This window comes from Paludisphaera soli (genome assembly GCF_011064595.1).
Classification (GTDB): domain Bacteria; phylum Planctomycetota; class Planctomycetia; order Isosphaerales; family Isosphaeraceae; genus Paludisphaera; species Paludisphaera soli.
This window is the reverse complement of the sequence record NZ_JAALJI010000001.1, coordinates 179,641-206,254: the sequence shown is the minus strand read 5'-3', so window position 1 is coordinate 206,254 and position 26,614 is coordinate 179,641. Positions and strand designations below refer to the sequence as shown.

Below are 26,614 nucleotides of genomic sequence, written 5' to 3'. Positions count from 1 at the left end.
CGCCGGATCACGCCTGAACACCGGCTCCCGAGCTTGCAAACTCCGAAGGCGTTCGGCAGGATGAAAGGGTCGCACGCCCTGGGGAGAGCGGGCCGGTTCTCACGGCCTTCCGGCTTTCCCCCAAGGCGGACCCTCTCCCCCTCGTCGGCCGCCCCCGGGCGTCCTTGCGCGACGGCATCAAGATTCTTCATCTCACGGTTCGAGGAGGGCTTCATGACGCGCATCGGTCGTTTCGGGGTCTTGACGTCCCTGGCGCTGGCGGCGTTCCCGGCCGCGAAGGCGCAGGAGGGGACGACGGACGCCCCGTCTCAAGAGGCCGCCAAGCTCGACGTCGGCGAGGCCATCGCCGCCGCTCGGGCCGCCCAGGGCGGCGGGCGTCCGGGCCCGCAGGGCAACTTCCGCGACTTCAACGAGGTGACCAAGGACGCCGAGAAGATCGACGGCCTCTTCACCCTCTACAAGACCGGCGACCACCTCTACGCCGAGATCCGCCCGGACCAGTTCAACCAAACGCTCCTGGTTCCGGTCACGATCGCCAAGGGGATGGCCAACGCCGGCATGCCGGTGGGGGATGACGACCTCGTCCTGATCTTCAAGCGGGTCGGCGACCGCATCCAGGTCGTCCGCCGCAACATCCACTACAAGGCCCCGGCCGGCACGCCGATCGACAAGGCGGTCAAGCAGAACTACACCGACTCGATCCTGATGGCCCTGCCCATCGTCACGGTCAACATGATGCGGGGGGGCACCCCGCTGATCGACCTGTCCGACGTCTTCATGACCGACTTCGCCCAACTCGGCCTGGGTTCGATCGACCGTTCGCGGAGCACCTGGCAGAAGGTCAAGGGGTTCCCGAACAACCTCGAACTGCAGCTGGAGACGACCTACTCCGGCCGGGGCGGCGGGCGCGGCGGCGACGGCGGCGTGGCCGACCCGCGCGGGCTGACGGTGGTGATCCACTACAGCATCATGAAGACCCCGGACGCCGGCTTCCGCAGCCGCCCGGCCGACGACCGCGTGGGCTACTTCCTCTCGGCCGCGAAGGACTTTGGCAGCAGCAGTCAGGACGGCAACTTCGTCCGCATGATCTACCGCTGGCGGCTGGAGAAGTCCGACCCCAAGGCCAAGCTCTCCCCCCCCAAGAAGCAGATCGTCTGGTACGTCGAGGACAACGTCCCCCAGGAGTACCGGCCGTACGTCGAGGAGGGGATCCTCGAATGGAACAAGGCGTTCGAGAAGATCGGCTTCAAGAACGCGCTCGCCGTCCGCTGGCAGGAGGAGGGGCGTGATGATTTCGACCCCGAGGACACGAACTACTGCACCTTCCGCTGGGTCGCCAGCGAGTCGGGCTCGGCGATGTCTTGTGTGCGGGCCAACCCGCTGACCGGCGAGATCATCGACGGCGACGTGATCTTCGACGCCAGCTGGATCCGCCACTGGAAACAGGAGTACGCCCTGCTCGTCGGCAGCACCACCGCGATGGGCGGCGAGCCCCAGGTCACGCCGCTGGCCCTGGGCGAGGTCGTCAGCCCGATCCTGGCCTCCAAGATGGGATACGGCGTGCCGCAGGCGTCGTCCATGCCCGGCCTCGACCCGCTCAGTCGGCTCCCGGGCCAGATGGTCCCCGAGCTGATCCCGGCCGACCAGAGCCTGCTCCAGTGGCAGCTCGCCCGCAGCTTCGCCCGCAACGCCCAGGGGTTCTGCCAGCGCCACCAGGGGTTCACCCAGGACCTCAGCCTGGCCGCGATCTCCCTCTCCGGCCCCCAGGCCCCGACCGCCTCGCCCGACGCGCCCAAGGACGGCGCGAAGAAGGACGAGGCCCCCAAGCCCGAGGAGAAGAAGAAGCCCGAGATCAAGGATGAGCTGCCCGAGGAGTTCCTCAGCCAGGCGATCAAGGACGTGGTGATGCACGAGGTCGGCCACTCGCTGGGCCTCCGCCACAACTTCAAGTCCAGCACCATGCTCACCGCCGACCAGCTCAACGACACGGCCGTCACCCGCGAGAAGGGCCTGGGCGGCAGCGTCATGGACTACAACCCGGTGAACATCGCCCCTCGCGGCAAGAAGCAGGGCGACTACTACTCCACGACCCTCGGCCCGTACGACTACTGGGCGATCGAGTACGGCTACAAGCAGGTCGACGGCGACGAGGCGGGCGAGCTGAAGAAGATCGCCGCGCGGGCCGCCGAGAAGGACCTGATCTACGCCACCGACGAGGACGTCGTCCTCAACGACGACCCCTACGTCAACCGCTGGGACCTGGGCTCCGACCCCTGCCAGTTCGCCAAGGACCGCATCGAGCTGGCGAGCGAGCTGCTCAAGGACCTGGACGAGCGCGTCGTCAAGGACGGCGAGTCCTGGTCCCGGATGCGCCGGGCGTTCAGCGTCCTGCTCAACCAGTGGGGCAACGCCGCGACGCTGGCCTCGCAGTACGTCGCCGGCCAGTCGGTCTCGCGCGATCACAAGGCAGACAAGGACGCCCGCGACCCGATCGAGCCCATCTCGGGCGACAAGCAGCGCGAGTGCCTGAAGTTCGTGTCGGAGCAGATCCTGACCGACAAGCCGTTCACCTTCTCGCCCGCCGTCATGCGGCGGCTCGGCAACGAGCGCTGGATGCACTGGGGCAACGAGGGCCTCTTCTCGGGCCCGAACGCCGACATCTCGGTCTATGAGCGGATCCTGGGCATCCAGCGCATCGTGCTGGGCCACTGCCTCGGCGCGTCGACCCTCTCGCGGCTCCAGAACCAGGAGCTGCAGGCCAACCCCGGCTCCTCGCCGCTCCGCGTGGACGAGGTCTTCCGGGCCCTGACCGACGGCGTCTGGGCCGACCTGGACAAGCTGCCGACCAAGGACGAGAAGGATCCCAAGCCGGGCCTCTCCACGGTCCGCCGGAACCTCCAGCGCGAGCACCTGCGGCGTCTGGGGACCATGGTGATCGGCTCGGGCGGCGGCGGAGCCGAAGGCCCCGCCTACGTCGTCCTCTACGGCCGAGGCGGCGGATCCGTCCCTGCCGACGCCCGCTCGCTGGCCCGCCTCCACCTCAAGGAGATCGCCGGCAAGATCGCCAAGGAACTCGACGCCAAGGGCGCCCAGCTCGACGACACGACCCGGGCCCACCTGGAGGAGAGCAAGGAGAAGATCGCCAAGATCCTCGAAGCCCGGATCGACACCCGCGACCTCTGATCGAGCCTCGATGAGTCGACGTCAACACTCCGGGACCGACCCGCTGGCCAGCCAGGCCGCGGGGCGGTCCCGTTTTCGTCCTCTCGTTCCCGTCCCCAGTGGCGACGGGCCTGTCACTCGACTCGGACGCACTTTCCGAAGATCGAGCTGGCGGAGATCCAGCCGTTGATCCTCCCCCGGTTGTTCCCGATCTGAAAGCGACTCCCCTGGATCGCCTTGACCAGGTGGAGGTATTCCCTCCCGTTGACCTTGCACAGGACGATGTCGCCCACCGTCAAGGTGGCCGGGTCGATCGGCTCCACCGTGCAGAGCTGTCCCGATTCGATCTTGCCCTGCATCGAGTTGCCACGGGGGCGGAACTGCACAGCTTCGCCCTGTGTGAGGCCAGCAATGTAGTGCGATGCCCAGCCCATCCTTCGCTCCCTCGGAGTCGTCCCCACGCCCCAAGAGTGTAGCGGGCCGGCAGATCCCGGAAGAGAAATCTAACCCTCGAAGGGCCATCTCAAAGCCCCTTCCTCGGTCGCCACCCACTGGTGGAAGACGATCCCGCTCACAGCTTGAGGAACAGCCGGTTATTTTCCAGGTACCGAATCAGCCCCCAGCAGATCGCGAAGTAGAGGAGCGTCCCAGCGATCGCATACCAGAGGGGCGCGTCGCGCGGGAGATAGGGCCGCACGGCCGCCGCGACCATCCCATGCAGGATGTACGCCGCCAGGGCGTTGGTCCCGAAGGTGCGAAAAAGGCCGATGGACCAGCCCAGGGCGTCGCATGCGAGGACGAACAGGGCGTAGACGGCCAGGGAGACCCCGGCGGCGAAGGTCATGTACGAGACGCTCCCCGTCCGCTGGCTCATCGTCCAGAGGTCCACGACGTACCCCTCGGCCGGCGGCGTGAACGGCGGCGCGGCGAGGCCCCGCATCGAGGCGAGGCCATAGCCCGCGAGCATCATCACGGCCCCCCAGGCCAGCAAGGTCGGCACGGCGGACGCCCGAGGGCGTCCGGAGTCGTCGCGGGCGGCGATCGCGTCGTAGGCCAGCGTGCCGGCGAGCATTGGGATCGCCCAGCTCAGGATGCCGAGCCAGCCGCCGTCGATCACCGGGGTTTTCCAGGCGTAGTCGAGGTAGAACCACTTCGAGAAGACCAGGTGCAGGATCGCCCCGCCGATCAGGTACAGGACCCGGGCCCGCGCCGAGGACGCGACGACGGGCAGGATCCAGATCGAGGTGATCGCGATCTGCACGAGCGTCTGGCAAAGCTCGCGGCGGAAGGCGGACGCCAGGAACCCCGAGACGCCTAGCGACCGCAACTCATCCCAGGTCTTGACCTTGCCGTCCAGGTGATAGAGCAGGAAGCCGACGAGGATCAGCCCCAGCGCCCGCCGCACGACGGCCAGGGACGCCTCGCGCCGACCCAGCTCCGCCAGCCTGCGCAGGAAAGTCAGCCGGTACGAGAACCCCACCGCGAAGAAGAACTGCGGCATGATCGTATCGGCATAGCTGCAATACGTGTTGTGATGCTTGAAGATCGGATGGAAGGCGTCCAGCCCGCCGACGAAGTTCACGAGCAGCATCCCGGCGACCGTGTAGCCCCGGAACTGGTCCAGGGACGCGATGCGCCCTCGCGAGGCCGGCGGCTCATCGCCCATACAGCGTTCCGTTCCGTTTCGACCGGAGGAGCGACGGGCGCCCGACCTCAAGTCCCGGTCGACTCGTCGAGGTCGAGCCTGGCGAGCCAGCCGGAGCGGGCGACGACCGTGACCGAGCTGAGCGACATCGCCAGCGCGGCGATCATCGGGCCGTATCGGCCGAAGAGGCCGAGGGCCGCCAGGGGAATCCCCAGGGTATTGTACGCGAACGCCCAGAACAAGTTCTGGCGGATCGCCCGCAGCGTTTCCCGCCCCAGCACGAGCGCCCGGGGCACCGCCTGGAGGTCCCCCGAGGCCGCCACCACGTCGGCCGCCGCCTTCGCCAGGTCGGCGCCGGTCCCCAGCGCGATCCCGACGTCGGCCGCCGCCAGCGCGGGGGCGTCGTTGAGCCCGTCGCCGACCATCGCGACCCCTCGTCCCTTCAATTCGTCCCGAATCGCTCCGATCTTCGCGGCCTTCGCGTCGGGCAACACGCCGGCGATCACGCGATCGGCCGCCAGGCCCAGTTCGGCCCCCACGGCGCGGGCCGTCGCGGGGTTGTCGCCGGTCAGCAGGAACACGTCCATGCCGCGCGTGCGAAGCGCGGCCACGACTTCGCGGGCGTGCGGCTTGAGGCGATCCGCCAACGCCGCCGCCCCGACGGCCTGGCCGTCGACCGCCGCGCAGAGGACCGTGCGCGCCTGATTCTCCCAGGCCTCGGCGATCGGGTCGAGGGCCGACACGTCGACCCCCTGGCTCGTCAGCAGGGCCCGCGAGCCGACGAGCACCTTGCGGCCTTCCACGGTCGCCGAGACGCCCCGCCCCCGGATCGCCCGGAAATCGGTCGCGGCGCGGCCGTCCCCCCGGCCCTCGAAGGCCCTGGCGAGCGGGTGCTCGCTCGACGACTCCGCCGCCGCCATCAGCGCGACGACCTCGGCCTCGTCCCAGCCGGGCAGGGGGCGGGCCTCGACGAGGCTGGGCCGGCCCTCGGTCAGGGTGCCCGTCTTGTCGAAGACGATCGCGCCGAGCCGGTCCATCTTCTCCAGCGAAGACGCCTCGCGCAGGAACAAGCCCGAGCGGGCGCCCCGGCCGGTCGCCACGGCGACGGCCATCGGCGTCGCCAGCCCCAGGGCGCACGGGCAGGCGATGATCAGCACGGCCGCCGCGTTGAGCACGGCCCGCCCCCAATCGCCGGTGGCGAGCCCCCAGCCCAGGAGCGTCGCCGCCGCGATCGCGAGCACGACCGGGACGAAGACCGAGGAGACCCGATCGGCCAGTCGCTGCACCCCCGCCTTCGATCCCTGGGCCGCGAGGACGAGCCGGACCATCTGCTCCAGGGCGCTCTCCTTGCCCAACCGCCTGGCCTCGACGACCAAGGAGCCGTCGCCGTTCATCGTCGCGCCGGTGACGCGGTCGCCGGGCCGCTTGGCGACCGGGATCGACTCGCCGGTGAGCATCGACTCGTCGACCTCGGATTCGCCCTCCAGCACGTCGCCGTCGACCGGGACGGCCTCGCCCGGCTGCACGCGGACCCGATCGCCCCGCTTCAGGTCGGCGATCGGCACTTCCAGGAACCCGCCCGACTCGTCGAGCCGCCTCGCCGTGCGGGGGGCCAGGTCCAGCAGCCGCTCCACCGCCGCGCCGGCGTTTCCCCGGGCGCGGACTTCCAGGAACTTGCCCAGCGTGATCAGGGTCAAAATCAGGCCGGCGTCCATGAAGAAGTGGGCCTGATGCACCTGGCCTCTCAGCAGGTGGAAGAGGCTGTAGAGGAAGGCGGTGGACGTCCCCAGGGCGATCAGGGTGTCCATGTTGGTCGAGCCCTGCCGCAGGCGTTTCCAGGCCCCGGCGATGTAGGGGCCGCCCAGGAAGACCTGGAGGAACGCCGCCAGGCCGGCCATCGTCCAGCCGACCCAGGCCGCATGATGCCAGGCCGGGACGACCATCGAGCCGATCGCGAGCGCGACCAGCGGCACGGTCGCGACCACGCCCACGACCAGCCGGCGCCGCCAGAGGGCGACGCCGGCCGCCCGCTCCTCGCGGAGCTGCGCGGCGGCTCGGGCCCCGAACATCAGGTCGTCGCGCCGGGCCGAGTACCCGGCGACGGCCGCGGCGCGGGCCAGGGCGTCGACTTCGACCCGGGCCGGGTCGACGATCACCGCCGCGCGTTCCGTCGCCAGGTTGACCCGAGCGTCCTCGACCCCGGGCACGTCCTTCAGGGCCTTCTCGACCCGGACGACGCAGCTGGCGCAGTGCATGCCGCCGATCGCCAGGTCCCACTCCTCGCGCGGCTCCTCCAGGGCCGAGTGGGCCGCAGGCGCCGTCGGGTCCACCTTCGGGACGAGCCCGCCGATGCTCACGAGTTCGGGCGAGGGGGGCGGCGGCGGGGCGGTCGCGTCGTCGGTCTCGTAGCCGGCATCCCGGATCGCCCTGGCCAACGCCTCGCGACGCGCCAGGTCGGGATCGACGGCGACCTCGGCCCGTGCTCCGGCCAGGTCGACGACGGCCGACGCCACCCCCGGCGTCGCCTCGAGCGCCTTCGTCACGGCGCGGACGCAATGGCCGCAGGTCATCCCCCGGACGGGCACTTCCCACGTCTCCGTGGCGCTCGACATGGCTGGTCCTCGCATCGGATCCCCTCGACTTCGCGACTCGCCCGCGAGCCGTCGGGGCGGCACGACCCGCCCGAGGGCCATTATAGGGCGTGCCCGCCCCGACCCCACACGCGCGAACCCCTCGGATGTCGCGCCCCGGAGTCGGCACGCGCGAACAAGAGGTTTCATGAAGGGATCAGTAAAATTAAACCAATGCTGCGGGCCGGCTCGAGCGGCGTCTAGTTTGGCCAATCGAGTGTCACTCGCTCGGGCTCGCCGGGAGCGAATGCGGGATGTCCGCACGGCGCGTCGGGAACGCGACGACCCCGAGTCGGCGGCGACGGAGCCCGAGTGGCCGCGTCCCGGCGCCTCGTCCGGGTCGCCCCGAGGGGCGGCGGACGCGGGCCGAGGCTCACGCCGGACGCCGCCCGGGACCCGGCGTGGGCGAGAAATCGGACCGCGAGTCGCCTGAAGAAAAATCAAAGGGAGGGTTGACTCGCACGCGGATTGGTCGTATTTTGACGTTCGTTCGCGACATGACGACGAAAAAACATCAACAATGTGTCATGCCGTTGCACCTGCTTGTTCCGATTTCATCCTTTCATCCCTCGCACCGCACGCCGCTTCCAGGCGTCGCGGATCTCGACTCCAAAGCTCAAGGTTCGATTCCAGGCGGCAAGGATGCGCTCGTCCGGTTCGACCTTCCTTTTGAGGGGCTTCCGCCGGCCTCGCCGGGGGCGTCCCCTCACGTTCGGCCACACGGTCCGGATCCCGATTTCACAAGGATGTGACGATCGGCCCGGACCGCAGTGGGCCAACGATTCGCCTAACTAAGCGACAACGTAAGAGCCGCCGGACTCCGGCGGCTTTCGCGTTTCGAAGGCGTTCGAGGGTCGGGACCGGCGGCGGGCGATTCGCGTCGCGGCGACTTCGACTCGCCGCGATCGATCAGGGGACGACCCGATCGGTGTAGGCGGCGTCGGCCTGGTCGCGGAGCATGACCGAGTCGGGGATCGCGGTCCGGGAGAAGAAGGGGTTGGAGCCCGGGGTGCTGGGGGCGGAGTCGGGGATGGGCTCGGGATCGCTGTGGCCAAGGCGGACGGCGGTGCGGTCGAGGATCGCGCGAGCGAGGGCTTCGTCGCCGAACCAACCCACGCGGACGGAGGCGTGCGAGGTCCCGCCGAGCGACCGGATCGTGACCGAGGCGGAGCGGTCGTCGGCGGTGACGGCCTGGTAGCGGACGACGGTGCCGTCGCGGGCGGGGCGGATCTCCTGCAAGCCGAGGTCGCCGAGGGCCTCGGCGACCGCCGGGACGACCGCCGACGGGGGCGCGGCGAAGGTGCGCGAGCCCTGGCCGGCGGAGAACGCGAACTCCTGGCTCTCGGGCGAGGGGGGGGGGACCCGGGGCGTCGTGAGGGCGCACCCGGTCGAGAGCAACAACACGCCCATGCCCGCCAGCCGGGCCCGCCTCGTCGCGCGACGTCTCATCCGTGGACACCTCGGCGGCGGCGCAGGTCGCCGGCCGTCCCCCGCGTTCGGCGGGGCGGGGGCCGGTCGCCTTCCGCTCGACGGGCAGGCTATCGCGGGCCGCGGGCGGGGTCAAGGCCGCCCGGACGCGGGCCCTTCTGCAAGAGCCGGGCCGAATGCGGTTGTCATCGACCCGGCTTCCCTGATACGATTCGTCAGAGTCCACCCATCCGGCGCGTGTCGGGTGGTTTTTTGTTTTTCCGGCTTTCGCCCGTTCCTCTCGAGATCGCGCCTCTCGCCCTTCGCGGGGCGTCGCGCGAGTCGTGGGGAGGCGGCGAGTCCGCCGCGGCCGCGGCTCGGCCCCGGGCGGAAGACATCCACGAATCGAACACATGGTAGATCGCAACCTCCTGCGTGAATTCGACATCAACGAAGACGAGCTGTCGTCGGTGCTCACCGCCGAGGACGGCTCGAAGTCCCTCGAAGACTTCCTGGGCGAGGGCCAGAGCTTCGAGATCGGCGGGATCGTCTCGGGCAAGGTCATCGAGATCGTCGGCGACCAGGTCGTCGTCGACGTGGGATACAAGTCCGAAGGCCTCGTCTCCCTGAACGAGTGGGAAGACGAGCCCGCGCCGGTGCCCGGCGACGAGGTCGAGGTCCTACTCGAAGGGATGGAGGACGAGACCGGCGAGATCGTCCTCTCCCGCAAGAAGGCCCACCGCATGCGGGCCTGGGAGATGGTGATCGCCAAGTACCACGAGCTCGACGTGGTCAAGGGCAAGGTCACCCGCAAGATCAAGGGCGGCCTGCTGGTCGACATCGGCGTCAACGTCTTCCTGCCCGCCAGCCAGGTCGACATCCGCCGCCCGTCCGACATCGCCGACTTCATCGATCAAGAGATCGAGTGCATGATCTTGAAGATCGACGAGTCCCGGCGGAACATCGTCGTCAGCCGCCGCAAGCTCATCGAGATCACCCGCGAGCAGCAGAAGAAGGCCCTGCTCGAGGAGATCGCCGAGCGCCAGGTCCGCAAGGGGACGGTCAAGAACATCGCCGACTTCGGCGCGTTCGTCGACCTGGGCGGCATCGACGGCCTGCTGCACATCACCGACATGAGCTGGGGCCGGATCAACCACCCCAGCGACATGCTCAAGATCGACGACCAGATCGAGGTCATGGTCCTCCACGTCGACAAGGAGCGCGAGAAGATCGCCCTGGGCCTCAAGCAGAAGAGCGCGAGCCCCTGGGAGAACGTCGCCGACAAGTACCCGGTCGGCACCCGCGTCGTCGGCGAGGTCGTCAACGTCATGTCCTACGGCGCCTTCGTCAAGCTCGAAGAGGGCATCGAGGGCCTGGTCCACATCTCCGAGATGTCCTGGACCAAGCGCATCAACCACCCGAGCGAGCTGGTCAACACCGGCGACAAGATCGAGGTCGTCGTCCTTGGCATCAACAAGGACAAGCAGGAGATCTCGCTCGGCATGAAGCAGACCCAGGTCAACCCTTGGGACCAGGTCGCCAACAAGTATCCGCCGGGCACGATGGTCGAGGGCACCGTCCGGAACCTCACCAACTACGGCGCGTTCATCGAGATCGAGGAGGGCATCGACGGCCTCCTGCACATCTCCGACATGAGCTGGACTCGCAAGATCGGCCACCCCAACGAGGTGCTCGAGAAGGGCCAGCGCATCAGCTGCCAGGTGCTCAACGTCGACCAGGACCGCAAGCGGATCGCCCTGGGGCTCAAGCAGCTCAAGGAAGACCCGTGGGAGACCGACATCCCCGGCCGCTACGAGCCGAACGACGTGGTCAAGGGCAAGGTCACCAAGCTCACCAACTTCGGCGTCTTCGTCGAGCTCGAGCCGGGGCTTGAAGGCCTGCTCCACATCTCCGAGCTGGCCGACCACAAGGTCGACAGCCCCGAAGAGGTGGTCAAGGTCGGCGACGAGATCGAGGTCAAGATCCTCCGGGTCGACCGCGGCGAGCGCAAGATCGGCCTCTCCCGCAAGAAGGCCCACTGGTCCGGCCGCGAGGACGAGGAAGGCGAGACGACCGGCGAGGGCGGCGAGTCCCAGGCTCAGGCTCCGAGGGAGACCAAGGAGAACAAGGAGCTCAAGGGCGGCCTCGGCGGCGGCGGTCCCCTCTTCAGCATCGGCGGCTCCACCCCGGCCCCGGCCGAGTCCGAGTCGTCGACCGAGTCCGAATCGTCGACCGAGTCCGAGCCGTCGGCCGAGGCCGAGACCCCGGCCGAGCCCGAGACCGAAGTCCAGGAAGACTGAGCGCGGCCGACCGGCCTCGCCCACTCCCTACGTCGTCATCGCGAACGCCGCCCCGGGATCTCCCGGGGCGGCGTTTTTTCACGCGCCCGAAGTCGATGCCTCGGGATCGCCCGCGGCGTGCTCTCGCAGACGCCTCGCGATCGCGGCGGCCGGGGCCTCGATCACCTCCACCCCCTCGGGGACCTGGCCCGGCGCGACCGGCTCCCGGACGACGAGGAACATCCGCGAAGCCCGCGCCGAGGCGCCCGCCCGGCGGAGCTTCGCCGCCGAATCGGCGAGCGTCTCCCCCGGGCGCTGGACGCGCACCGCGACCGGGCGGCCGTCGTGCGGCTCCTTGAGGATCGCGTCGATCCCGGCGTTGCGATGCACCGGGGCGCAATCCAGGCCGTCCAGCAGCGCGAGGCTCGCGGGGTCGGCCGTGCGGTACGCCTCGCGTCCGCGTTCCATGAGCCGCGAACGGCTCCGGACCGGCCGCTCCAGCCTCGACCGCGTCAGCGCGACGGCCTGCTCCGAAAGGTCGATCCCGATCGCCCGCCGACCGAGCGAGGCCGCCGCCACCAGCGCGGTCCCGCTGCCGCAGAACGGGTCGAGCACGACGTCCCCGGGCCGGCTCGCCAGCGTGACGATCCGCTCCAGCAGCGCGAGCGGCTTCTGGGTGGGATAGCCCGTACGCTCGCGCGCCTTCGGGTTCAGGTACGGGACGTCCCAGACGTCGCCCAGCGGGACCCCGCGCTTGGGGCCCGCGGGGACCGGCCGGCCCTGCTCGTCGCGCTCGTAGACCGCCTTCCTCGAGCCGTCCCTCCGCCGCCGCTGGAGGAGCTGGTCGACGTTCGTCGCCGGCGAGTAGGGTTCCCAGATCGGGTTGAACACATAAGATTCGGTCTTCGTGTAGTAGTGGATCGTCTGGTGAGCCGGCAGCAACGCCGACGATCCGCTCGACCACCGCCGGTAATGCCAGATGATCTCGGACCGGAAGCGCCCCGGTCCGAAGACTTGATCCAGCAGCCCCCTCGCGACGTGCCCGGCGTCGCGGCCGCAGTGGAAGAAGAGGGAGCCGGTGTCGGCCAGCACCCGCCGGACCTCCTCCAACCGCACCAGCAGGAACGCCGCATAGGCGTCGGGCGATTCCCAAACGTCGTCGAACTGGTACGCCGTCGCGCGGTCGCGGGCCGTGAGGCGATGCACCCGCCCGGTGTGGAATGGGGGGTCGAGATAGGCCAGGTCGACCGTCCCCGATCCCAGGGCCTTCAGATGCTCCAGGCAATCGCCCTGAAGGATCTTCCAGGGCCGGCCGGAACCCCCATCATAAACGCAAGCATCATAGCACGCATTCAACTTTTCTTGCATCCATCTTGTAATTGTTTTTTTGGCCTGCGTAATCTTAGTAAAGCTTACTCGGCCCCCGCAGTCGGCAAACTCCTGGCACTCGTCCCAGATATCGACGTCAGCAAATCCCCCCGAACCCCCATGTCCCATGCATTTACAATTTATCCTAGTTTTCCAATACTCTCCCAGCTTATCATCCAACCGTCGACGATCCGATATTTCGTCTGTCAAGCCGAGAGCGGCGGAGTCGCGAGGGCGTGCAGCGGGAAGCGGAGAGCGAGCGGGGTACGGCCCGACCTTGAGACGGCGGCGGCCGGGCGACACGCCCGACGGGCCGGCGAGGGGCTGGGAGACGTCGCCGGCCGTCGCAACACGGCCTTGCCGTCGGGATTTGTCCGCGGACGCCGCCCGGATGCGGGGATGTATTCCCCGAATCCAGGAGGTCGGCCCGGGAGTCTTCGCTTCGAACCGTCGCGCCTTCGCGGGGCGAATGGCCCCCTGCGGGCATCCTCCGACCGCCCCGCCGTCTCGGCTTCGTTTCTCGTCTACCGACTCGGGGACGTGAGCGGACCTTGTTACGACCGACACAACGAGGATCTTCATGGCCCGGATTCGACGACATCGCCGTGACACGGTGCAGAGCCCCCTGGAGACCTATCTCCGGGAGATCAACGAAGTGGCCCTGCTGACCGCGGACGAGGAGAAGCAGCTCGCGTATCGGATCGCGGACGGGGACGACCTCGCACGCGACCGGATGGTGCGGGCGAACCTCCGCCTCGTCGTCAACATCGCCCGGGGCTACGTCGGCAAGGGACTGGCCCTGCAAGACCTGATCGAGGAGGGCAACCTCGGCCTGCTTCGCGCGGTCGAGGGGTTCGATCCGGCCGTGGGGACCCGGTTCAGCACCTATGCCAGCTACTGGATCAAGCAGTCCATCAAGCGGGCGCTGGTGAACACCGCCAAGCCGATCCGCATCCCCGCCTACATGGTGGAGCTGCTGTTCAAGTGGCGGCGGACCTCGGCCGAGCTCCAGGAGACCCTGGGACGCGCCGCGACGGTCGAGGAGATCGCCAAGATCCTCAAGCTTCCCAAAAAGAAGCTGGCCATCGTCAAGAAGGCGATCAAGGTCTACAACCTCGTCCCGCAGACCGACCAGCCCGAGAATGGCTGGAGCCTGGGCGAGATGCTGATGGACGAGCGCACCCGCGCCCCGGACGTGGAGATGGTCGAGGCCGACAACCTCCGGATCGTCATGAACCGCCTGGACGAGATGGACAAGCGCGAGGCGACCGTCCTCCGGATGCGCTTCGGCCTGAACGACGAGACGCCGAAGACGCTCAAAGAGATCGGCGAATCCCTCGGGCTGACGAGGGAGCGAGTGCGGCAGATCGAGAACGAGGCGCTAGGTAAGTTGTCGGCGCAGATGCAGGCCGACTGAGCGACGCCGCGAGGGCCTGCCGGCGTCGGCAGCGTCGCCGACGCAGGGCGCGGGAGGCGAGGCAGCCCCCGCCGCAAGTGGCCACGAAGATCAGCAAGGTGGGCTCGGGGACCGGGATCGGGGCGTTCTCCGCGCGAGACGCCCGGAGGCTCGTGAGCGGGCGACCGCCCGAGAAGTCGGCGGCGAAGGTCCCCTGAAACGTCCCGCCTCCCTGGGGCGTGATCCGGAAGTACGCTTCCGGGCCGAACGCCCTCGCGAGCTTGCCCCCCGTCACTTTCAGGCTCAGGTCGAAGACGCCGGGGCCTCCGGCGGCCTTCTCGCCGAAGGACTGGGCCCCGAAGGCGGTGGGGCGGCCGGTGAGCAGCAGGCCCTCATAAACCTGGCCGCCGATCGTCACCGAGCCGTGCAGCTCGAAGTTGTTGTCGGGCTCGTCGACGAGCCGCCCCTCGCGGTCGAGGGTGAGCTGGAGCGTCTCGTTGAGGGTCCCCTCGTCGTCGGGCATCACGTCGATCATGTGTCGCCCACCGGGGCCGAGCGTGATCACGTGAGGCGCGTTCGTGACCCGAAAGACGCCGGTCTCCGAGCGGGGATCGTATTCATAAGTCTGCTCGCCCGCCATCTCCCCCGCGATGCTGGGATAGGTGCGGAACCCGTGCGGGCGGATCAACTCGGCTCTCGCGCCGGAGCCGAGCACCCCGAGGGGGAGCAGGAACGCGGGTAAGATCCATCGTCTGATGTCGATTCGCATCCGGTGCATGGCGACGTTCCTTCGTACGCTCGCATCCCACGAGCGCGACCTGACCTCCTGGTGATTCGCATCTTGCTGCATTCTCGGGCCGACCGCCGCGCCGAGGCGCGAGGAAGGACCGAGGAGGGTCGTCGGGGCCCGGATCGGGATCGAGGAGTCAGGTCGAAGGTGGGCGTCCGGGCTTCAGGCGTCGAACCCCGGCGACCGCGCGAACGGCCTACCCAGGTTCTGCGACGACGGGATTAAAGCCCGGACCGCCCGACCTGTCAATCCCGGATTCTCGATCGCCTTCGCCCATCCGTCGCGATCGATCCGGCACGCGCTTGCCCGAGGCGGTCGACGGCACCTACACTCGGGGATGGCCCGGAGCGAGTCCGGCGCCTCCCCCCGACGGTCGACTCCCTTCAGCGAGGCGTCGTCGCGGACGATCCCGCGGCGACGAGCAGCATGCCCTCCCCGAATCCGCCCATCGATCCGGGCGAACCGCCGGACCTGCCGCCGGTCGAACTTCCATCGTCCGGCTTCTTCGCCCGGCTCTTCCTGATCCCGGCCGGGGTGGTCCTGGCGGTCGTGGCCGTCTGGCTGCTCTTCGGCAGGCTGGCCGGGGGCGGTCGTGATGCGCTCGCCTACGTGTGGGAGATCCGCTCGGGTGCGGCCGGCTGGCGATCGGCCTACGAGCTGGCGACCCTCATCGGCAACGATCCCGGCCTGGCCCGCGACCCGGAACTCCTGGGCGAGCTGACCGCGATGCTCGAAGACGAGCTGACCGGAGCCTCGGAGCCCGAAATGACGCGATACCTGGCTCTGGCGCTCGGGACGTTCCAGACGCTCGACGCCCGGTCGACCGACGGCCGCGCCGTCGACGCGCTCGCCACGCTGGCCGTCGCCCTCGACGCCCGGCAGGTCGAGCCCGTGCGGCTGGCCGCCGCGGCGAGCCTCGCCCGCCACGCCGCCCGGCTGGCAGGGAAGCTCGATGAGGCGCATGTCATCGACGCGCTCCGCGGGGCGGCGAGGGCCTCCGACTCCCCCGAGCTGCGCCGCCTGGCCGTGTTCGCGCTCGGCTTCTGTGGAGGTCGGGGCGCGACCGAAGCCCTGGCGGATCGGGCCCGGGACGACCCCGATCGTTTCGTGCGCTACAACGCCGCGATCGCGCTGGCCAGGCGGGGCGACGCTTCGGCCCTCGGCCCGCTTCGCGAGATGCTCGCGACGGAGGAGCTTCGCGAGGCCGTCCGCGGCCCTGAACTCGCGGACCTCTCGGATCTGGTCGACACGATCCAGGTCCAGGCGGTCGAGGCGCTCGCGGGTTCGGGCGAGATCGGGACCTTCGCGGGCCTGCGACCCGAGCTGGAAGCTCTCGCCCGATCGGGCTCAACCCCGCTCCGACGCTCGGCGGGGCAGGCTTTGCAAAAGTTGCAATCGGGCCGCAAATTGTAAATATTGCAAACCGCCTTCGAGCTTGAGGCTTTGTCTCGAATCTCCGCACGCGGAACGCGGGTTTTGCGTATAGTCCTGATGGGGGAGGCGTCGAACCGAGTCGCCCGACGGCGCGCGGATTGCTCCCCTTCGCCTGACGGATACACTCCTTCCCCTCGATCCAGACGTTGCGATCGCTAGAGGAGGACCCCGGCCTCCGGGAATTCCCACCAAATCCTAAAGTCGCGAAAATGGTGGGTGTTATAATCGACTGCGTGGGGTCCTGAGGGGCCGCGAACGTATTGATTTCGGCAGAACACGGTGGGCCTCTTGAGGGAGTTTTCGAGGGGCCCGAGAGTTTGACGTCGGGAGGGCTATCTCAGGGACGAGACAGCGACTCCCTCGGGGCTGGCCGCCGGTCCGCATCGGACCGGCGGCGAGGTGGAAGCCCGAGGATCCGCCGAGGAGTTTCGCATGTTTACGTCCTTGAAAGCCGGGCGGCTCGCCGCCGGCATCGCCGCGGCCCTGCTGTCGGGGTACGCCTCGCCCGCCTGGGCCACCTACGGAGGCGGGGCCTGCCACTCGTGCGCCCCGGCCCCGGTCGTCGCCACTCAGCTGAGCGTGGTCGCCCTGGCCCCCCAGGTGCAGACCGTCTATCAGACGGTTTATGAGACCGTCTACGAGAACGAGCCCGTCACCGTCATGGAGACGCGGTATCGCACGGCCTACCAGACGGAAAACTACACCGTCATGCGGCCCGTGACCGAGACCTCGTACGTCCAGCGCAAATACACGGTCTCCAAGCCCGTGTACCAGACCGTCAATCAGGAGCGCAAATACACGGTCATGAAGCCCGTGTATCAGACCGAACGGCGCGAGCGTCGGTATACGGTCACCAAGCCCGTGTATCAGACCGTCAATCAGGAGCGCAAGTACACGGTCATGAAGCCGGTGGTGCGCACCCAGCAGATGGAGCGGCGCTATACCGTCGCCAAGCCGGTCTACCAGACCCAGAAGATGGAGCGGCGGTACTCGGTCATGAAGCCGGTCTACCAGACCGAGCGTCGCGAGCGCCGCTATACGGTCTCCAAGCCGGTCTACCAGACGGTCAACCAGGAGCGACGCTACACGGTGATGAAGCCCGTGACCGAGACGGTCATGGTCGATCAGCCGTACACCGTCTGCCGCCCGGTCACCACGGTCCGCCAGGAGGTCGTCGAGACCGGCTACTTCGAGCGTCAGTACACGACCATCCCCGGGCCGGTCGTCGAGCGTCAGGTCCGCGTGCCGGTCAGCGAGTGCGAGCCCTGCGGTTACGAACGGCCTCGCGGCCTCTTCGGCTGCCTGCACAAGAAGAAGGTGACCGCCACGGTCGCCGTGCAGTGCCCGCCGCGGACGGTGAGCCAGCGTGTCTTCGTCTCGCGTCCCGTCACCCGCGACGTCTCGGAGACGACCTACGTCCGCGAGACGATGGTCCGCCAGGTCCCCGTGACCCGCTGCCGCTACGTCGCCGAGGAACGCGTCGAGTCCACGCCCGTGACAACCTGCCGCTACGTCGCCGAGGAGCGGGTCGAGCCCTACGAGGTCCAGACCTGCCGCTACGTCGCCGAGGAGCGGGTCGAGCCCTACGAGGTCCAGACCTGCAGCTACGTCAACGAGGAACGGGTCGAGCCCTACGAGGTTCGCACCTGTGACATGGTGGCGGAGGAGCGCGTCGAGTCGATCCCGGTGACGACCTGCAACTACGTCGCCGAGGAGCGGGTGGAGCCTTACGAGGTCCAGACCTGCCGCTACGTCGCCGAGGAACGCGTCGAGTCGATCCCGGTGACGACGTGCAGCTACGTCGCCGAGGAGCGGGTCGAGAACGTGCCGGTCGTCCAGACTCGCATGGTCGCGGAGACCGCCAGCCGCCAGGTTCCGGTCTGCGTGGCGGAGCAGGTTCCCGTCGCGACCAATCGCGTCGTCGCCCGCTACGTCCCCAGGACCGTCGCCGTCCAGCAGTACACGACGGTCCCCGTCGTCGTCCCCACCTGCCTCACCTGCTTCTGATCGAAGCGAGAAGAAACCGAACCGCCCCCGGCCGCGACGCCGAAACCGTCGCGGCCGGGGCGAATCGCGAAGGGCGACGCCCTCCCGGCTCCGGGAACGGCGTCGCCTTTCGTGGTTTCCGGCTTCCTCTCCCCCCGGGCGGGTTCAGTCCTGGAGCGTCAGGTCGATCCGGGTGGGTTCGCCGCCGATGTGGACGGTGATGATCGGCCGGGCGGGGTCCATGTACTTCGCCGGCACGTCATAGCCGGGCGGGGGCGCGGGCTTCAGCGTGTTGGAGTCGATGTAATGCGGGGGCCGGATGTAGAGCTGATAGCGGCCGGGCTGGAGGGGGACGTCCAGGCGGGACGAACTGACCTCGAATCGACCCGTCGGGTCGATCGGGCCGACGCCCCAGGTCGTCACGTCCTCGGCGACGGGCATCAGGATCACCGTCCCCTTGGTGACCGGTCGGCCGTGAGCGACGACCCGGCCCCAGATCGGCTCGGATTCCCAGGGCCACAAGCCGCAGCCGAGCGGCAGGAAGCCGAGGGCGGCGACCGCCGCGGCGAGGATCCGGCTTCGCCGTGGTCCCCGAATATCGCGCACGAGGGTTGTCATGACGGGGCCTTCTTCAAACGGTCGCGAGCGGGACCAGAGCCTTCATCCTAAATCGACCGATCGGCCCGATCAATCCACCCGCGCGGCGGCGGGGCGGAGTCGCTCGGCCAGGGTGGCGATGGGCCCGAAATCGAGCAGGCCCTCGCCGGCGGCGACGACGCAGCGGAGCCCGGCGTCGGCCCATGCGGCGGGCGTCGCCCCGCCGACGACGTCGAGCCCGGCGGCGTTGGCCGAGAACGCGGGCAGCACGATGAGGCTCGGCCCGACCAAGTAGCAGGGCGAGGCCAGGCCCGAAGCCCGGAAGATCGGGTGATGATGGCCGATCACGGCGCGTTCGCCGACCCTCGGGCGGTCGCCGTGCTGGACCGTCCAGCCGGCGACGCATTCGCTCGGGCGGATCGCCGGAGGTCTCGGCGAGGCGGCCAGGCTGCGATCGTGATTGCCCAGGGTCACGACGAGGTCGACGCCCCGCGCCGCCAGCCAGTCTCCCAGCCGGGCGACGTCGGCGGCCGTGCGGGCGCACGGGCGGGGCGATTCGACGAGGTCGCCCGCGACGATCAGCCGTCGGATGCCGCCCCGGGCGAGGAGCCGTTCGAGCCGGGCTCGGGTCTCGGCCAGCGAGTGGGCCGGGATGCAGTCGCCGGCCGCCCCGCGCGCCCACTCGTATCCCAGGTGGACGTCGGCGACGACGGCGGTCGCCGCCTCGGGCCGGATCGCCGCCCCCTCGGGGCTGAGCAGCCAGCCCTCGTGCGGGTGGCACGCCGCGTCGTCGGGGTTCACGACGACCCTCCGGCCGCGGCGGTCATCCGGGCGTGGAGCCGCCGCAGGGCGTCGGCCGGCGAGTCGTACTGCATCGGCTCGTCGCCGCCGGGGGCGATCCAGGCGGTCGCGAACGGGGAGGGCGCCGTCAGCCTCCGCAGCCGGATCGTCGGCCGGGTCTCCAGCCACCGCAGCGCGGCGGGGACGTCCAGCACGTCGTGGAGGATCTCGCGGCGGGTCTCCCGGAGCAGGGGGTGGTCGGGGCAGGCCGCCTTGACCAGCGGGTAGAGCCGGGTCGAGACCCAGTTCATCCCGCCGACCCGCACCCGCTTGCCGGGCTCGGGATTGCGCAGGACCATCATCGCCGTCGACGCCACGTGCCGGAATCGGCGCGCGGCCAGCTCGCCGCGGTCGACCCCTTCGAGCACGTCGTCGGCCAGGCGGTCGAGCGACGCTATCTCGGCGAGGTCGGCCTCGTCGATCCGCACGTCGTCGGGCAGGCGGATCGTCCAGCCCAGGTCGGCGGCCTGGAACGTCGCGTCGCGGCCGAACCGCCTCCCCAGCCGCGCCGAGACGGCCCGCCCGAGGGCCTCGCTCGCCGAGCGGTTCAAGGGGGCGTGGAAGGCGTAGGTCCATCCCGGTTCGAGGGGCGTGGGGAACTCCTCGATCAGGAGCGAGTCGACGCCCGGCGTCTCGCTCCAGCGGTCCTGGGCCTCGATCAGCTCGGCGACGACCTCGGCGGCGCGGGCGTCGAGGTCCAGCGTCGCGGCCAGCCAGGCGCGGAAAGCGTCCGGGCCGTCGCAGGTGGAGCGTCGCGACGCCTCGCATCGCAAGGCGGCCAGCTCGGCGGCCAACTCGGTCGAGAGCGATTGGCGGTCGCTGTGCCAGACGGGGAGCGCCCCGGCCTCGCCGCCGACGAGCTTCGCGTGAAGGACCAGCCCTTCGAGCCGGCGAAACTCCAGCGTGCGGCCGTCGAGCACGAAGCGGTCCCCGGGCGAGAGGCGTTCGGCGTAGGCCCCCTCGACCGTGCCGATCGACGCGCCGTCGGCGACGACCGCCGCCGACTCCTCGGCGTTGATCGTCCCCACGTTGCTCCAGAACCAGCGCTGGACGCGGCGGTTGCGGACCCCGAACCAGCCGTTGCGCTTCCAGATCCGCGGCGCGGTCCAGCGAGGGGTCGCGCCGGGCTCGGGCTCGAAGGCGCCCGAGGGGCCGGACAGGTCGCCGGCGAGGAAGTCGAGGCAGGCGAGGAAGTCCTCGCGGCCGAGATCGGCCGTCGGCCCGGCCTTCCGGAGGAGGGCGTACGCCGCGTCCACCGAGGTCTCGCCCGTGCAGGCCATGCCGATGAGCTGCTGACAGACGACGTCGAGCGGCGAGGCCACCGGCCTCAAGGGCTCGATCGCACCGGCCCGCGCCGCGCGGGCGGTGACGGCCGCCGCGGCCACCTCGGCGGCCGTCGCCGCCAGGATCAGGCCACGCGCCCGGCCGCCGACGTGGTGGCCCGACCGACCGATCCGCTGCACGCACCGCGCGACGCCCCCGGGAAGTCCGATCTGGACCGTCAGGTCGGCCGTGCCGACGTCGACGCCCAGCTCCAGGCTCGTGCTGGTGACGACGGCCCGGAGCTTGCCGGCCTTGAGGTCCTCCTCGACGAGGCGTCGACGCGTCGCGTCGAGCGCCGAGTGGTGGACGGCGACCTCGGTCTCGCCGTCGAACGCCCGGCCCGCCTCGCCGCGCCGGGGGGGCTCGTTGCGGAGGTCGTGGGCGACCTTCTCGGTCATCGGCCGGCTGTTGGCGAAGACGACGGTCGTCCGGTTCTCGCCGACGACCTGTCGGATCCGTCGGAGCAGGCGGCGATAGGTCAGGCCCCGATGCGGACCCTCGCCGGGACGGAGCAGCGACTCGACGGCGATCTCCAGCGGTTGGGATCCCGACGGGCGCGGAGCCTCGACGATCCGGCATGACCGCGAGGGCCCGACGAGGAAACGGGCGACGGGGTCGGGGGGGCGGCAGGTCGCCGAGAGGCCGACCCGGGTCGGCTCGGCCCCCGAGGCGTCGGCCAGCCGCTCCAGGGAGATGGCCAGGTCGGCCCCGCGCTTGGTCGCGGCGAGGGCGTGGACCTCGTCCACGACCAGATGCGAGACGCCGGCCCAGTGGTCGGCCCATCCGGCCTGGCTCAGGAGGAGCGACAGGCTCTCGGGCGTGGTGATGAGGATGTGCGGGGGCCCCTCGCGGTGCTTCCGACGCTCATAAGCCGACGTGTCGCCGGTTCGGACGCCGACCCGGACGGGACATTTCGCCAGCCCCATCAGCCGCTGGACGCCGCGAAGGGGGACCGACAGGTTCTTCTCGACGTCGTACCCCAGGCTCCGCAGGGGCGAGACGTAGACGCAGCGCAGGCCCGGCTTCAGCTCGCCGGCCTCGTGCTCACGCAGGAGCCGGTCGACGATCGCGAGGAAGCCGGCGAGGGTCTTCCCGGTCCCCGTGGGCGAGATCAGGAGCACGTTCTCGCCCGACGCGATCGCCGGCCAGGCGAGGCGCTGGGCCGGCGTCGGGCCGGCGGGGAAGGCCTGGGCGAACCATCCCCGCGCCACGTCGCCCAGCACGTCGAGGGCCGCTTCGGCGTCGTCCTTGCCGTCGGTCATGGGAGATCCTGGGTTGCCCCGCCCGGCTCCTGTCGAGGGCGGGTCGTCGACTTTCGTCCAGGTCCCCATCCTATCCGGTCGCGGCGGTTTCGGGAACCGCCGCGACCGGAGGGATCGGTCGGATCAGGGATTTCGTCGTGGTCCGTCCTCGGCGTTGCGACGCGCCGCGGCGGCGCGAGCGGCCGGGCCTTCGGCGCGACGTTCGGCGGCGGCGGCGCGGGCCGCTTGGCCTTCGGGGCGCGGGGTCGGCGGGGGACGCCGCGGCAGGGAACGCGGGGGCTGGGCGTGCGGCGAGAAGCCGCCGGGGACGGCGCCCGGTCCGGGCCGAGGGACGGGAGAGCCGTCCTCGCGCAGGTGACGCGGCGCGAACGGCCGGTCGGCGGGCGGAGCGGCGGGCGGCGGCCGATTCGCGAGGGGCGCGGGACCGGCGCCGTTCCTGAGGTGCGCGGGGGCCGGCCTCGACGCGCCGGGCTCGACCTGATGCCTCGCCAGGGGCGCGGCGGGGATTCGCCCCTGCGGGGGCGTGACGGACGCGGCCGGACGCTCCCCAGGGATGGGCCGCGCCGGCCCCCGGGGCGTCGGCGGCTCCCGACGCTCCGTGCGCGCCAGCGGCGTCGCCCGTCCGAGGTCCGGCCCCTGGCCGGGACGTGCGACGGGGCCAGGACGGGGACCGGGGTTTTCGACGTTCGCGCCGGCGACGTGCCGGGGGAGGGCCGGACGCGCGGGATCGCCGACGGTCGGCGAATTCGGGTGCACGGGACGCACAAGGCCGCCTGGGCGTCCGCGCTGGTCCGGCGCGAGGCGGGGGGCGGAGACCGGCGACGCCGGCATCGCGAACGGCCGGGGGCGAGCCTGCGCGAGTTCCTGCGCCTGGGCCGGCCGAGGCCCGCCTGGTCCCGGGCCCGGGCCGGGTCGCGGCGCGGCTTCCAGCTCGCGACCGGCGCGCTGGACGCGGAAGTCGGTCACGGCGCGGGAGCGAGCCTGCCAATTGCGGCGGGCGTCGACATCGAGCCGCTCCATCCTCGCCACGCCCGGTTCGGGCCGGCGCATCGCGACCTGTTCGATGGGACGGCCGATCATCGAGGCGGGGCCGGGACCGGGCCGTCCGCCTCGGCCCTGGTTGATGATCGTGACGTTGTTGGTGATGTTCACGTTGTTCTGCACGATCCTCGTCTGCTCGATGTAGGTGCGGGGCGGACGCATCGCGATGTTGTCGCGACGGAGGATGTAGTCGTCGCGGCAGCGCGAGGCCCAGCCGGGATTGCTCCGCACGTTGACCGAGGCATAGAAGGTGAACAGCGGGTCGTAGTAGGCCGGTGGACGCGGGCCGGACTGGTACGTGAACGAGAACCACGGGAAGACGCCGACCGACAGGAAACGGGTGTCGTAATAATCGCCGAAGCAGTAGTGGTTGTAGGTCGGCTGCACGAACAGGTTGGCGACCAGGCCGGGCGAGGCGATGGTGATCGTCGGCGTGTAGACGTACGCCGGCTGCAGGTAGACCGGCCGGGCGTAGTACACCGGCGCGAACAGGATGCCGCGATCGACCAGGGGAAGGTCCCAGTAGCCCTCGACGAACAGGCAGCCGCCGGGGGTCCAGACGTAGTGGGCGGGGACCCAGACCCAGGTCGGCTGCACGGCCGCCCAGAAGCCGGGCCTCCAGACGTAGCGGGCCTGTCGCCAGAACCAGCAGCCGGGGCTCCAGAAGACCTCGGTCGACGGCCGGGGGATGTTCGGGCCGAGTTCCAGGCTGGCGGGGGGCTCGGGGAGGTAGGCCGCCTCGCCCTGGGCCAGTTGCACGTTCGCGTCGGCCGGCGCGGCGGACTGGCCGACGGGGATCCAGGCGCCGGGAATCCACTGGGCGCCGTTGGCGACCGGGTTCCAGTAGCCGGGGACCCACTGGCGTCCGGGCGGGGGCTCGCGCCAGATGCCGCTCACCCACACGAAATCCTCGCGGCCCTGGTCCCAGCTCCAGTATCCCGGCATCCACTGCACCTGATCGCCGGCCGGCTTCTGGTCGGGAGGCATCTCCTCGACGGGGTCCGGCGGCGTCCGGGGGACGACCAGGCCCGGCCTGGGATCGTTGACGACCGGGACCGCGAAGGCCTCGTGGACCGGGCCTCGGGTCAGGACCTCGACGCCATCCGGGGCGTCGGCCGTCGCCGGCCCCTGGGCGCGGGCCGTCGCGTAGATCGCGGAGAGCCCGATCAGCCAGACGGCGGCCAAGGTGCGAGCCGTCCGCCCGCCCCCGCCCTGGTTGCATCCTCTCGATGTCTGATCCATCCCTGCGCTCCTGGCGTCGGAACGTGATGACCGGCCGTCGGACGCCTGCGAGTCGCTTCGCCGTCCGACCGATCCTTCGCCCTGACTATGAAGGACTACGCGGCCGCCGTGCCGCGCGAGGGCGGTTGTACCAGAATCCGGGCGTCCCGTCCCGGTCGGCTGGCGACGGATCAACATCAGGATCAGGCGGCCAGCGGGTCGGCCTGGAATTCGCGGGCTGCGATCGAGACGATCCGAGGGTCGACGAGCGGCTTCCCCTCGGCGTAGGCGATGAGGAGGCCGAGGTCGGCGAGGTGGTTCAGGCGCCTGGGGACGCCCAGGGCAGCGCGGTGGAGATCGGCGAGCGCCTCGGGGGTGAACAGCGGCTCGACCCCGCCGGCCGAGGCGAGGCGCCCCCGGATGTAGGCCGCCGTTTCCGCCTCGGTGAACGGAGGCAGGAGGCTGCGCGCGGCCAGGCGATCCTGGAAAGCCCCGGGGAGTTGGAGGACGACCTCGCCCGTCCCCACCAGCAGGAGTGAGAGTTCGGGCAGGCCGCCGGACTGGAAGTTGAGCAGCAGCCGGAGGGCTTCGAAGACCGAGGCCTCCTGGATCAGTTGAGCCTCGTCGACGATCAGGAGCGGCCGGGCCTTGCGAGCGGCGAAGTCGGCCAGGGCCTCGCGGAGCTTACGCAGGGCCGAGGCCATCGACGGGGCGTCGACGGGCGCGCCGGCCAGTTCCTCGGCGAGGTGGACGAGGAGGTCGTGGGCCGGCATGGCGGGGAAGGTCAGGTGGACCGTGGGCGCGCCGACGTCGGCGGCGAGACGGCTCGCCGCGAGGGTCTTGCCGGAGCCCGGGCCGCCGTAGAGCAGGGCGGGGCCCAGCCCGTGCTCCAGCCCGTAGCGGACGCGACGCAGGGCCGCGTCCCGGCTGGGGAGCGGGACGTAGGCCGTGGCGAGCGCGGTCTCGCCGAACGGGCGCTGGTCGAGGCCGTAATGGGCTTCGTACACGGGGCCTCCCGGCGGGTTCAGGCGAAGGTCTCGGCGAGCCCGAGCAGGGGGACGCCGCCGGCTTCGAGCACCTCGCGAGCCCGCAGCAGCGAGCGCTCGCCGGTGGCGTCGCGGCTGTGCACCAGGACCGCCGCGTCGACCGAGCGGTGGAGCACGGCCGCCGAGAGCCCGGCGAACAGCGGCCCGCCGTCGACGAGCACGAGGTCGAAGTCGCGGCGGAGCTTCGCCATGGTGCAGGCCCACGAGGCGCTCGCGAGGAAGTCCCTCGGGCGCGAGGCCGCGGCGCGCATGGGCAGGACCCACAGACGATCTCCGGGCGACTCGACGAGGGCGTCCTCGACGGACTTCCCGTCCTCCACCACGTCGTCCAGCCCCACCGTCGGCCGGAGCCCCAGCGATCGTCCGAGCATCGGCCCGGAGAGGTCGGCGTCCACGAGCAGGGTCTTGATCGGCCGCTTCGCCAGGGCGCGGGCCAGGGTCAGCACGAGCGTCGTGCGGCCCTCGGCGCGATGGCAGCTCGTGAACAGCAGGACCTTCACGCCCTTCTGCTCGCGAGCCTGGAGGATGCGGTCGGCCATCAGCCGGAAGCGATCGCCCCACGAGCGTTCGAGCACGTCGACGACCTCGGGCCATTCCAGCACGCCGCCGGACGGCGGGGCCGGCGGGAGGTATACCTGCGACGGGCGAGTCGGGGCGGGCCGACGCGCGGGCCGATGGGGCGAGGGGACGGCGGCGGCGGAAGGGGCCCGGCCGACCTCGCGCCCTTGCTGCGCGTAGGCGCGGGAGAGGGCCTCGTCAACTTCCCTCATGGGACGCCTCCTCGCGACGTTCGGCGGGCAGCAGATAGCCGGGAAAGACCACGGGACTTTCGGGCTCGGCCTCGACCGCCCCGAGAGGCTTGATCGAGAGCCGGATCCGCAGGGGACCGGGTTGGTCGTCCTTTTCCAGGTCGTCCCGGACCGGCGAGGCGACCTCGGCCGCCGCCAGGTTGCGGGCGGGGGGGACACCCCACGCTCCGACCGCGGTCACGATCGGCGCGAACGCAAGGCAGACGCAGGCCGCCACTCGGATCTCGCGACGGAGCCGGCGACGGGGCCGCGGGGAACTCGTCATCGACCGCGATCGCGACCGTTCCGCCCACCCACGTTCCCAGGCCTCGATCGATGAGGGATTTCGGCGGATGGGGCCGACGTCCGGAACGCGAATCAGCTCCAAGCCCCACTCAA

The 26,614-nt window shown here is 70.5% G+C and carries 19 protein-coding genes; 6 read left to right on the top strand and 13 right to left on the bottom strand.

Translation table 11 applies throughout. The annotated features are described in order from the left end of the window. Positions 1 to 213 precede the first annotated feature (213 nt). On the top strand, positions 214 to 3,183 hold the full coding sequence (locus tag G6O68_RS00735) for a zinc-dependent metalloprotease (RefSeq protein WP_165243774.1): 2,970 nt from the start codon (positions 214 to 216) through the stop codon (positions 3,181 to 3,183). Positions 3,184 to 3,296: 113 nt separating this feature from the next. Here G6O68_RS00735 and G6O68_RS00730 read toward each other — a convergent pair whose 3' ends face one another. The 3 genes from G6O68_RS00730 to G6O68_RS00720 form a co-directional block, all read right to left on the bottom strand. Beyond that, positions 3,297 to 3,596, bottom strand: coding sequence for a hypothetical protein (locus G6O68_RS00730; RefSeq protein ID WP_165243772.1), 300 nt, complete (start codon positions 3,594 to 3,596; stop codon positions 3,297 to 3,299). A 137-nt stretch (positions 3,597 to 3,733) separates the two neighbouring features. Further along, entirely contained in the window at positions 3,734 to 4,828 is a 1,095-nt protein-coding gene (locus tag G6O68_RS00725; protein WP_165243769.1) for a heparan-alpha-glucosaminide N-acetyltransferase domain-containing protein, read from the bottom strand. Between the two features lie 47 nt (positions 4,829 to 4,875). After that, the gene (locus G6O68_RS00720) at positions 4,876 to 7,419 is read right to left on the bottom strand and encodes a heavy metal translocating P-type ATPase (RefSeq protein ID WP_165243767.1); all 2,544 of its coding nucleotides are present in this window, start codon (positions 7,417 to 7,419) and stop codon (positions 4,876 to 4,878) included. A 419-nt stretch (positions 7,420 to 7,838) separates the two neighbouring features. Between G6O68_RS00720 and G6O68_RS00715 the strand changes: the two genes are divergently transcribed. Next, positions 7,839 to 8,189 (top strand): hypothetical protein, encoded by a 351-nt coding sequence (locus G6O68_RS00715; protein WP_165243765.1) that lies wholly within the window; start codon positions 7,839 to 7,841, stop codon positions 8,187 to 8,189. Between the two features lie 157 nt (positions 8,190 to 8,346). On the opposite strand, the gene G6O68_RS00710 is transcribed toward G6O68_RS00715, so the two are convergent. Then, on the bottom strand, positions 8,347 to 8,886 hold the full coding sequence (locus G6O68_RS00710; RefSeq protein ID WP_165243763.1) for a DUF3568 family protein: 540 nt from the start codon (positions 8,884 to 8,886) through the stop codon (positions 8,347 to 8,349). Between the two features lie 371 nt (positions 8,887 to 9,257). Here G6O68_RS00710 and G6O68_RS00705 point away from each other — a divergent pair, with 371 nt between their 5' ends. Further along, a complete protein-coding gene (locus G6O68_RS00705; RefSeq protein ID WP_165243761.1) occupies positions 9,258 to 11,144 on the top strand; it encodes a 30S ribosomal protein S1 in 1,887 nt (628 codons plus the stop codon). A 78-nt stretch (positions 11,145 to 11,222) separates the two neighbouring features. On the opposite strand, the gene G6O68_RS00700 is transcribed toward G6O68_RS00705, so the two are convergent. Next, positions 11,223 to 12,491 (bottom strand): DNA methyltransferase, encoded by a 1,269-nt coding sequence (locus G6O68_RS00700; protein ID WP_165243759.1) that lies wholly within the window; start codon positions 12,489 to 12,491, stop codon positions 11,223 to 11,225. A 580-nt stretch (positions 12,492 to 13,071) separates the two neighbouring features. Here G6O68_RS00700 and G6O68_RS00695 point away from each other — a divergent pair. After that, positions 13,072 to 13,908 carry a sigma-70 family RNA polymerase sigma factor gene (locus G6O68_RS00695; RefSeq protein WP_165243757.1) on the top strand — a complete coding sequence of 279 codons (837 nt, stop codon included), beginning with the start codon at positions 13,072 to 13,074 and terminating at the stop codon, positions 13,906 to 13,908. On the opposite strand, the gene G6O68_RS00690 is transcribed toward G6O68_RS00695, so the two are convergent. Then, positions 13,808 to 14,665, bottom strand: a complete 858-nt coding sequence (locus G6O68_RS00690; RefSeq protein WP_165243755.1) for a hypothetical protein — start codon at positions 14,663 to 14,665, stop codon at positions 13,808 to 13,810. The genes G6O68_RS00695 and G6O68_RS00690 overlap by 101 nt on opposite strands. Positions 14,666 to 15,103: 438 nt before the next feature. On the opposite strand from G6O68_RS00690, the gene G6O68_RS00685 reads away from it, so the two are divergent. Together G6O68_RS00685 and G6O68_RS00680 are read left to right on the top strand one after the other, a co-directional pair. After that, complete coding sequence (locus G6O68_RS00685; RefSeq protein ID WP_165243753.1) at positions 15,104 to 16,090, top strand: HEAT repeat domain-containing protein; 987 nt, start codon at positions 15,104 to 15,106, stop codon at positions 16,088 to 16,090. A 453-nt stretch (positions 16,091 to 16,543) separates the two neighbouring features. After that, positions 16,544 to 18,118: a hypothetical protein gene (locus G6O68_RS00680; RefSeq protein ID WP_165243751.1), complete on the top strand. Its 1,575-nt coding sequence runs from the start codon at positions 16,544 to 16,546 to the stop codon at positions 18,116 to 18,118. A gap of 144 nt (positions 18,119 to 18,262) precedes the next feature. On the opposite strand, the gene G6O68_RS00675 is transcribed toward G6O68_RS00680, so the two are convergent. The 7 genes from G6O68_RS00675 to G6O68_RS00645 form a co-directional block, all read right to left on the bottom strand. Next, positions 18,263 to 18,715, bottom strand: coding sequence for a hypothetical protein (locus tag G6O68_RS00675; RefSeq protein WP_165243749.1), 453 nt, complete (start codon positions 18,713 to 18,715; stop codon positions 18,263 to 18,265). A gap of 69 nt (positions 18,716 to 18,784) precedes the next feature. Next, positions 18,785 to 19,495, bottom strand: a complete 711-nt coding sequence (locus G6O68_RS00670; RefSeq protein WP_165243747.1) for a metallophosphoesterase — start codon at positions 19,493 to 19,495, stop codon at positions 18,785 to 18,787. Then, complete coding sequence (locus G6O68_RS00665) at positions 19,492 to 22,119, bottom strand: DEAD/DEAH box helicase (protein ID WP_165243745.1); 2,628 nt, start codon at positions 22,117 to 22,119, stop codon at positions 19,492 to 19,494. Before G6O68_RS00665 ends, G6O68_RS00670 begins: the two co-directional genes overlap by 4 nt. A 123-nt stretch (positions 22,120 to 22,242) precedes the next feature. Next, on the bottom strand, positions 22,243 to 24,402 hold the full coding sequence (locus tag G6O68_RS00660) for a YXWGXW repeat-containing protein (RefSeq protein WP_165243743.1): 2,160 nt from the start codon (positions 24,400 to 24,402) through the stop codon (positions 22,243 to 22,245). Positions 24,403 to 24,584: 182 nt separating this feature from the next. Beyond that, positions 24,585 to 25,388: an ExeA family protein gene (locus G6O68_RS00655; protein ID WP_240910885.1), complete on the bottom strand. Its 804-nt coding sequence runs from the start codon at positions 25,386 to 25,388 to the stop codon at positions 24,585 to 24,587. Between the two features lie 17 nt (positions 25,389 to 25,405). Continuing rightward, positions 25,406 to 26,197 (bottom strand): CpsD/CapB family tyrosine-protein kinase, encoded by a 792-nt coding sequence (locus G6O68_RS00650; RefSeq protein ID WP_165243741.1) that lies wholly within the window; start codon positions 26,195 to 26,197, stop codon positions 25,406 to 25,408. Further along, positions 26,184 to 26,501, bottom strand: coding sequence for a hypothetical protein (locus G6O68_RS00645; RefSeq protein WP_165243739.1), 318 nt, complete (start codon positions 26,499 to 26,501; stop codon positions 26,184 to 26,186). The genes G6O68_RS00650 and G6O68_RS00645 overlap by 14 nt, the downstream gene beginning before the upstream one ends. Between the last annotated feature and the right edge of the window lie 113 nt (positions 26,502 to 26,614).

Coding starts and splice junctions, on each gene's coding strand:
- G6O68_RS00685 (WP_165243753.1), top strand. CDS start 15,104: ATGCCCTCCCCGAATCCGCCCATCGATCCGGGCGAACCGCCGGACCTG.
- G6O68_RS00725 (WP_165243769.1), bottom strand. CDS start 4,828: ATGGGCGATGAGCCGCCGGCCTCGCGAGGGCGCATCGCGTCCCTGGAC.
- G6O68_RS00690 (WP_165243755.1), bottom strand. CDS start 14,665: ATGCACCGGATGCGAATCGACATCAGACGATGGATCTTACCCGCGTTC.
- G6O68_RS00735 (WP_165243774.1), top strand. CDS start 214: ATGACGCGCATCGGTCGTTTCGGGGTCTTGACGTCCCTGGCGCTGGCG.
- G6O68_RS00680 (WP_165243751.1), top strand. CDS start 16,544: ATGTTTACGTCCTTGAAAGCCGGGCGGCTCGCCGCCGGCATCGCCGCG.
- G6O68_RS00645 (WP_165243739.1), bottom strand. CDS start 26,501: ATGACGAGTTCCCCGCGGCCCCGTCGCCGGCTCCGTCGCGAGATCCGA.
- G6O68_RS00665 (WP_165243745.1), bottom strand. CDS start 22,119: ATGACCGACGGCAAGGACGACGCCGAAGCGGCCCTCGACGTGCTGGGC.
- G6O68_RS00660 (WP_165243743.1), bottom strand. CDS start 24,402: ATGGATCAGACATCGAGAGGATGCAACCAGGGCGGGGGCGGGCGGACG.
- G6O68_RS00650 (WP_165243741.1), bottom strand. CDS start 26,197: ATGAGGGAAGTTGACGAGGCCCTCTCCCGCGCCTACGCGCAGCAAGGG.
- G6O68_RS00700 (WP_165243759.1), bottom strand. CDS start 12,491: ATGCAAGAAAAGTTGAATGCGTGCTATGATGCTTGCGTTTATGATGGG.
- G6O68_RS00710 (WP_165243763.1), bottom strand. CDS start 8,886: ATGAGACGTCGCGCGACGAGGCGGGCCCGGCTGGCGGGCATGGGCGTG.
- G6O68_RS00695 (WP_165243757.1), top strand. CDS start 13,072: ATGGCCCGGATTCGACGACATCGCCGTGACACGGTGCAGAGCCCCCTG.
- G6O68_RS00720 (WP_165243767.1), bottom strand. CDS start 7,419: ATGTCGAGCGCCACGGAGACGTGGGAAGTGCCCGTCCGGGGGATGACC.
- G6O68_RS00730 (WP_165243772.1), bottom strand. CDS start 3,596: ATGGGCTGGGCATCGCACTACATTGCTGGCCTCACACAGGGCGAAGCT.
- G6O68_RS00705 (WP_165243761.1), top strand. CDS start 9,258: ATGGTAGATCGCAACCTCCTGCGTGAATTCGACATCAACGAAGACGAG.
- G6O68_RS00675 (WP_165243749.1), bottom strand. CDS start 18,715: ATGACAACCCTCGTGCGCGATATTCGGGGACCACGGCGAAGCCGGATC.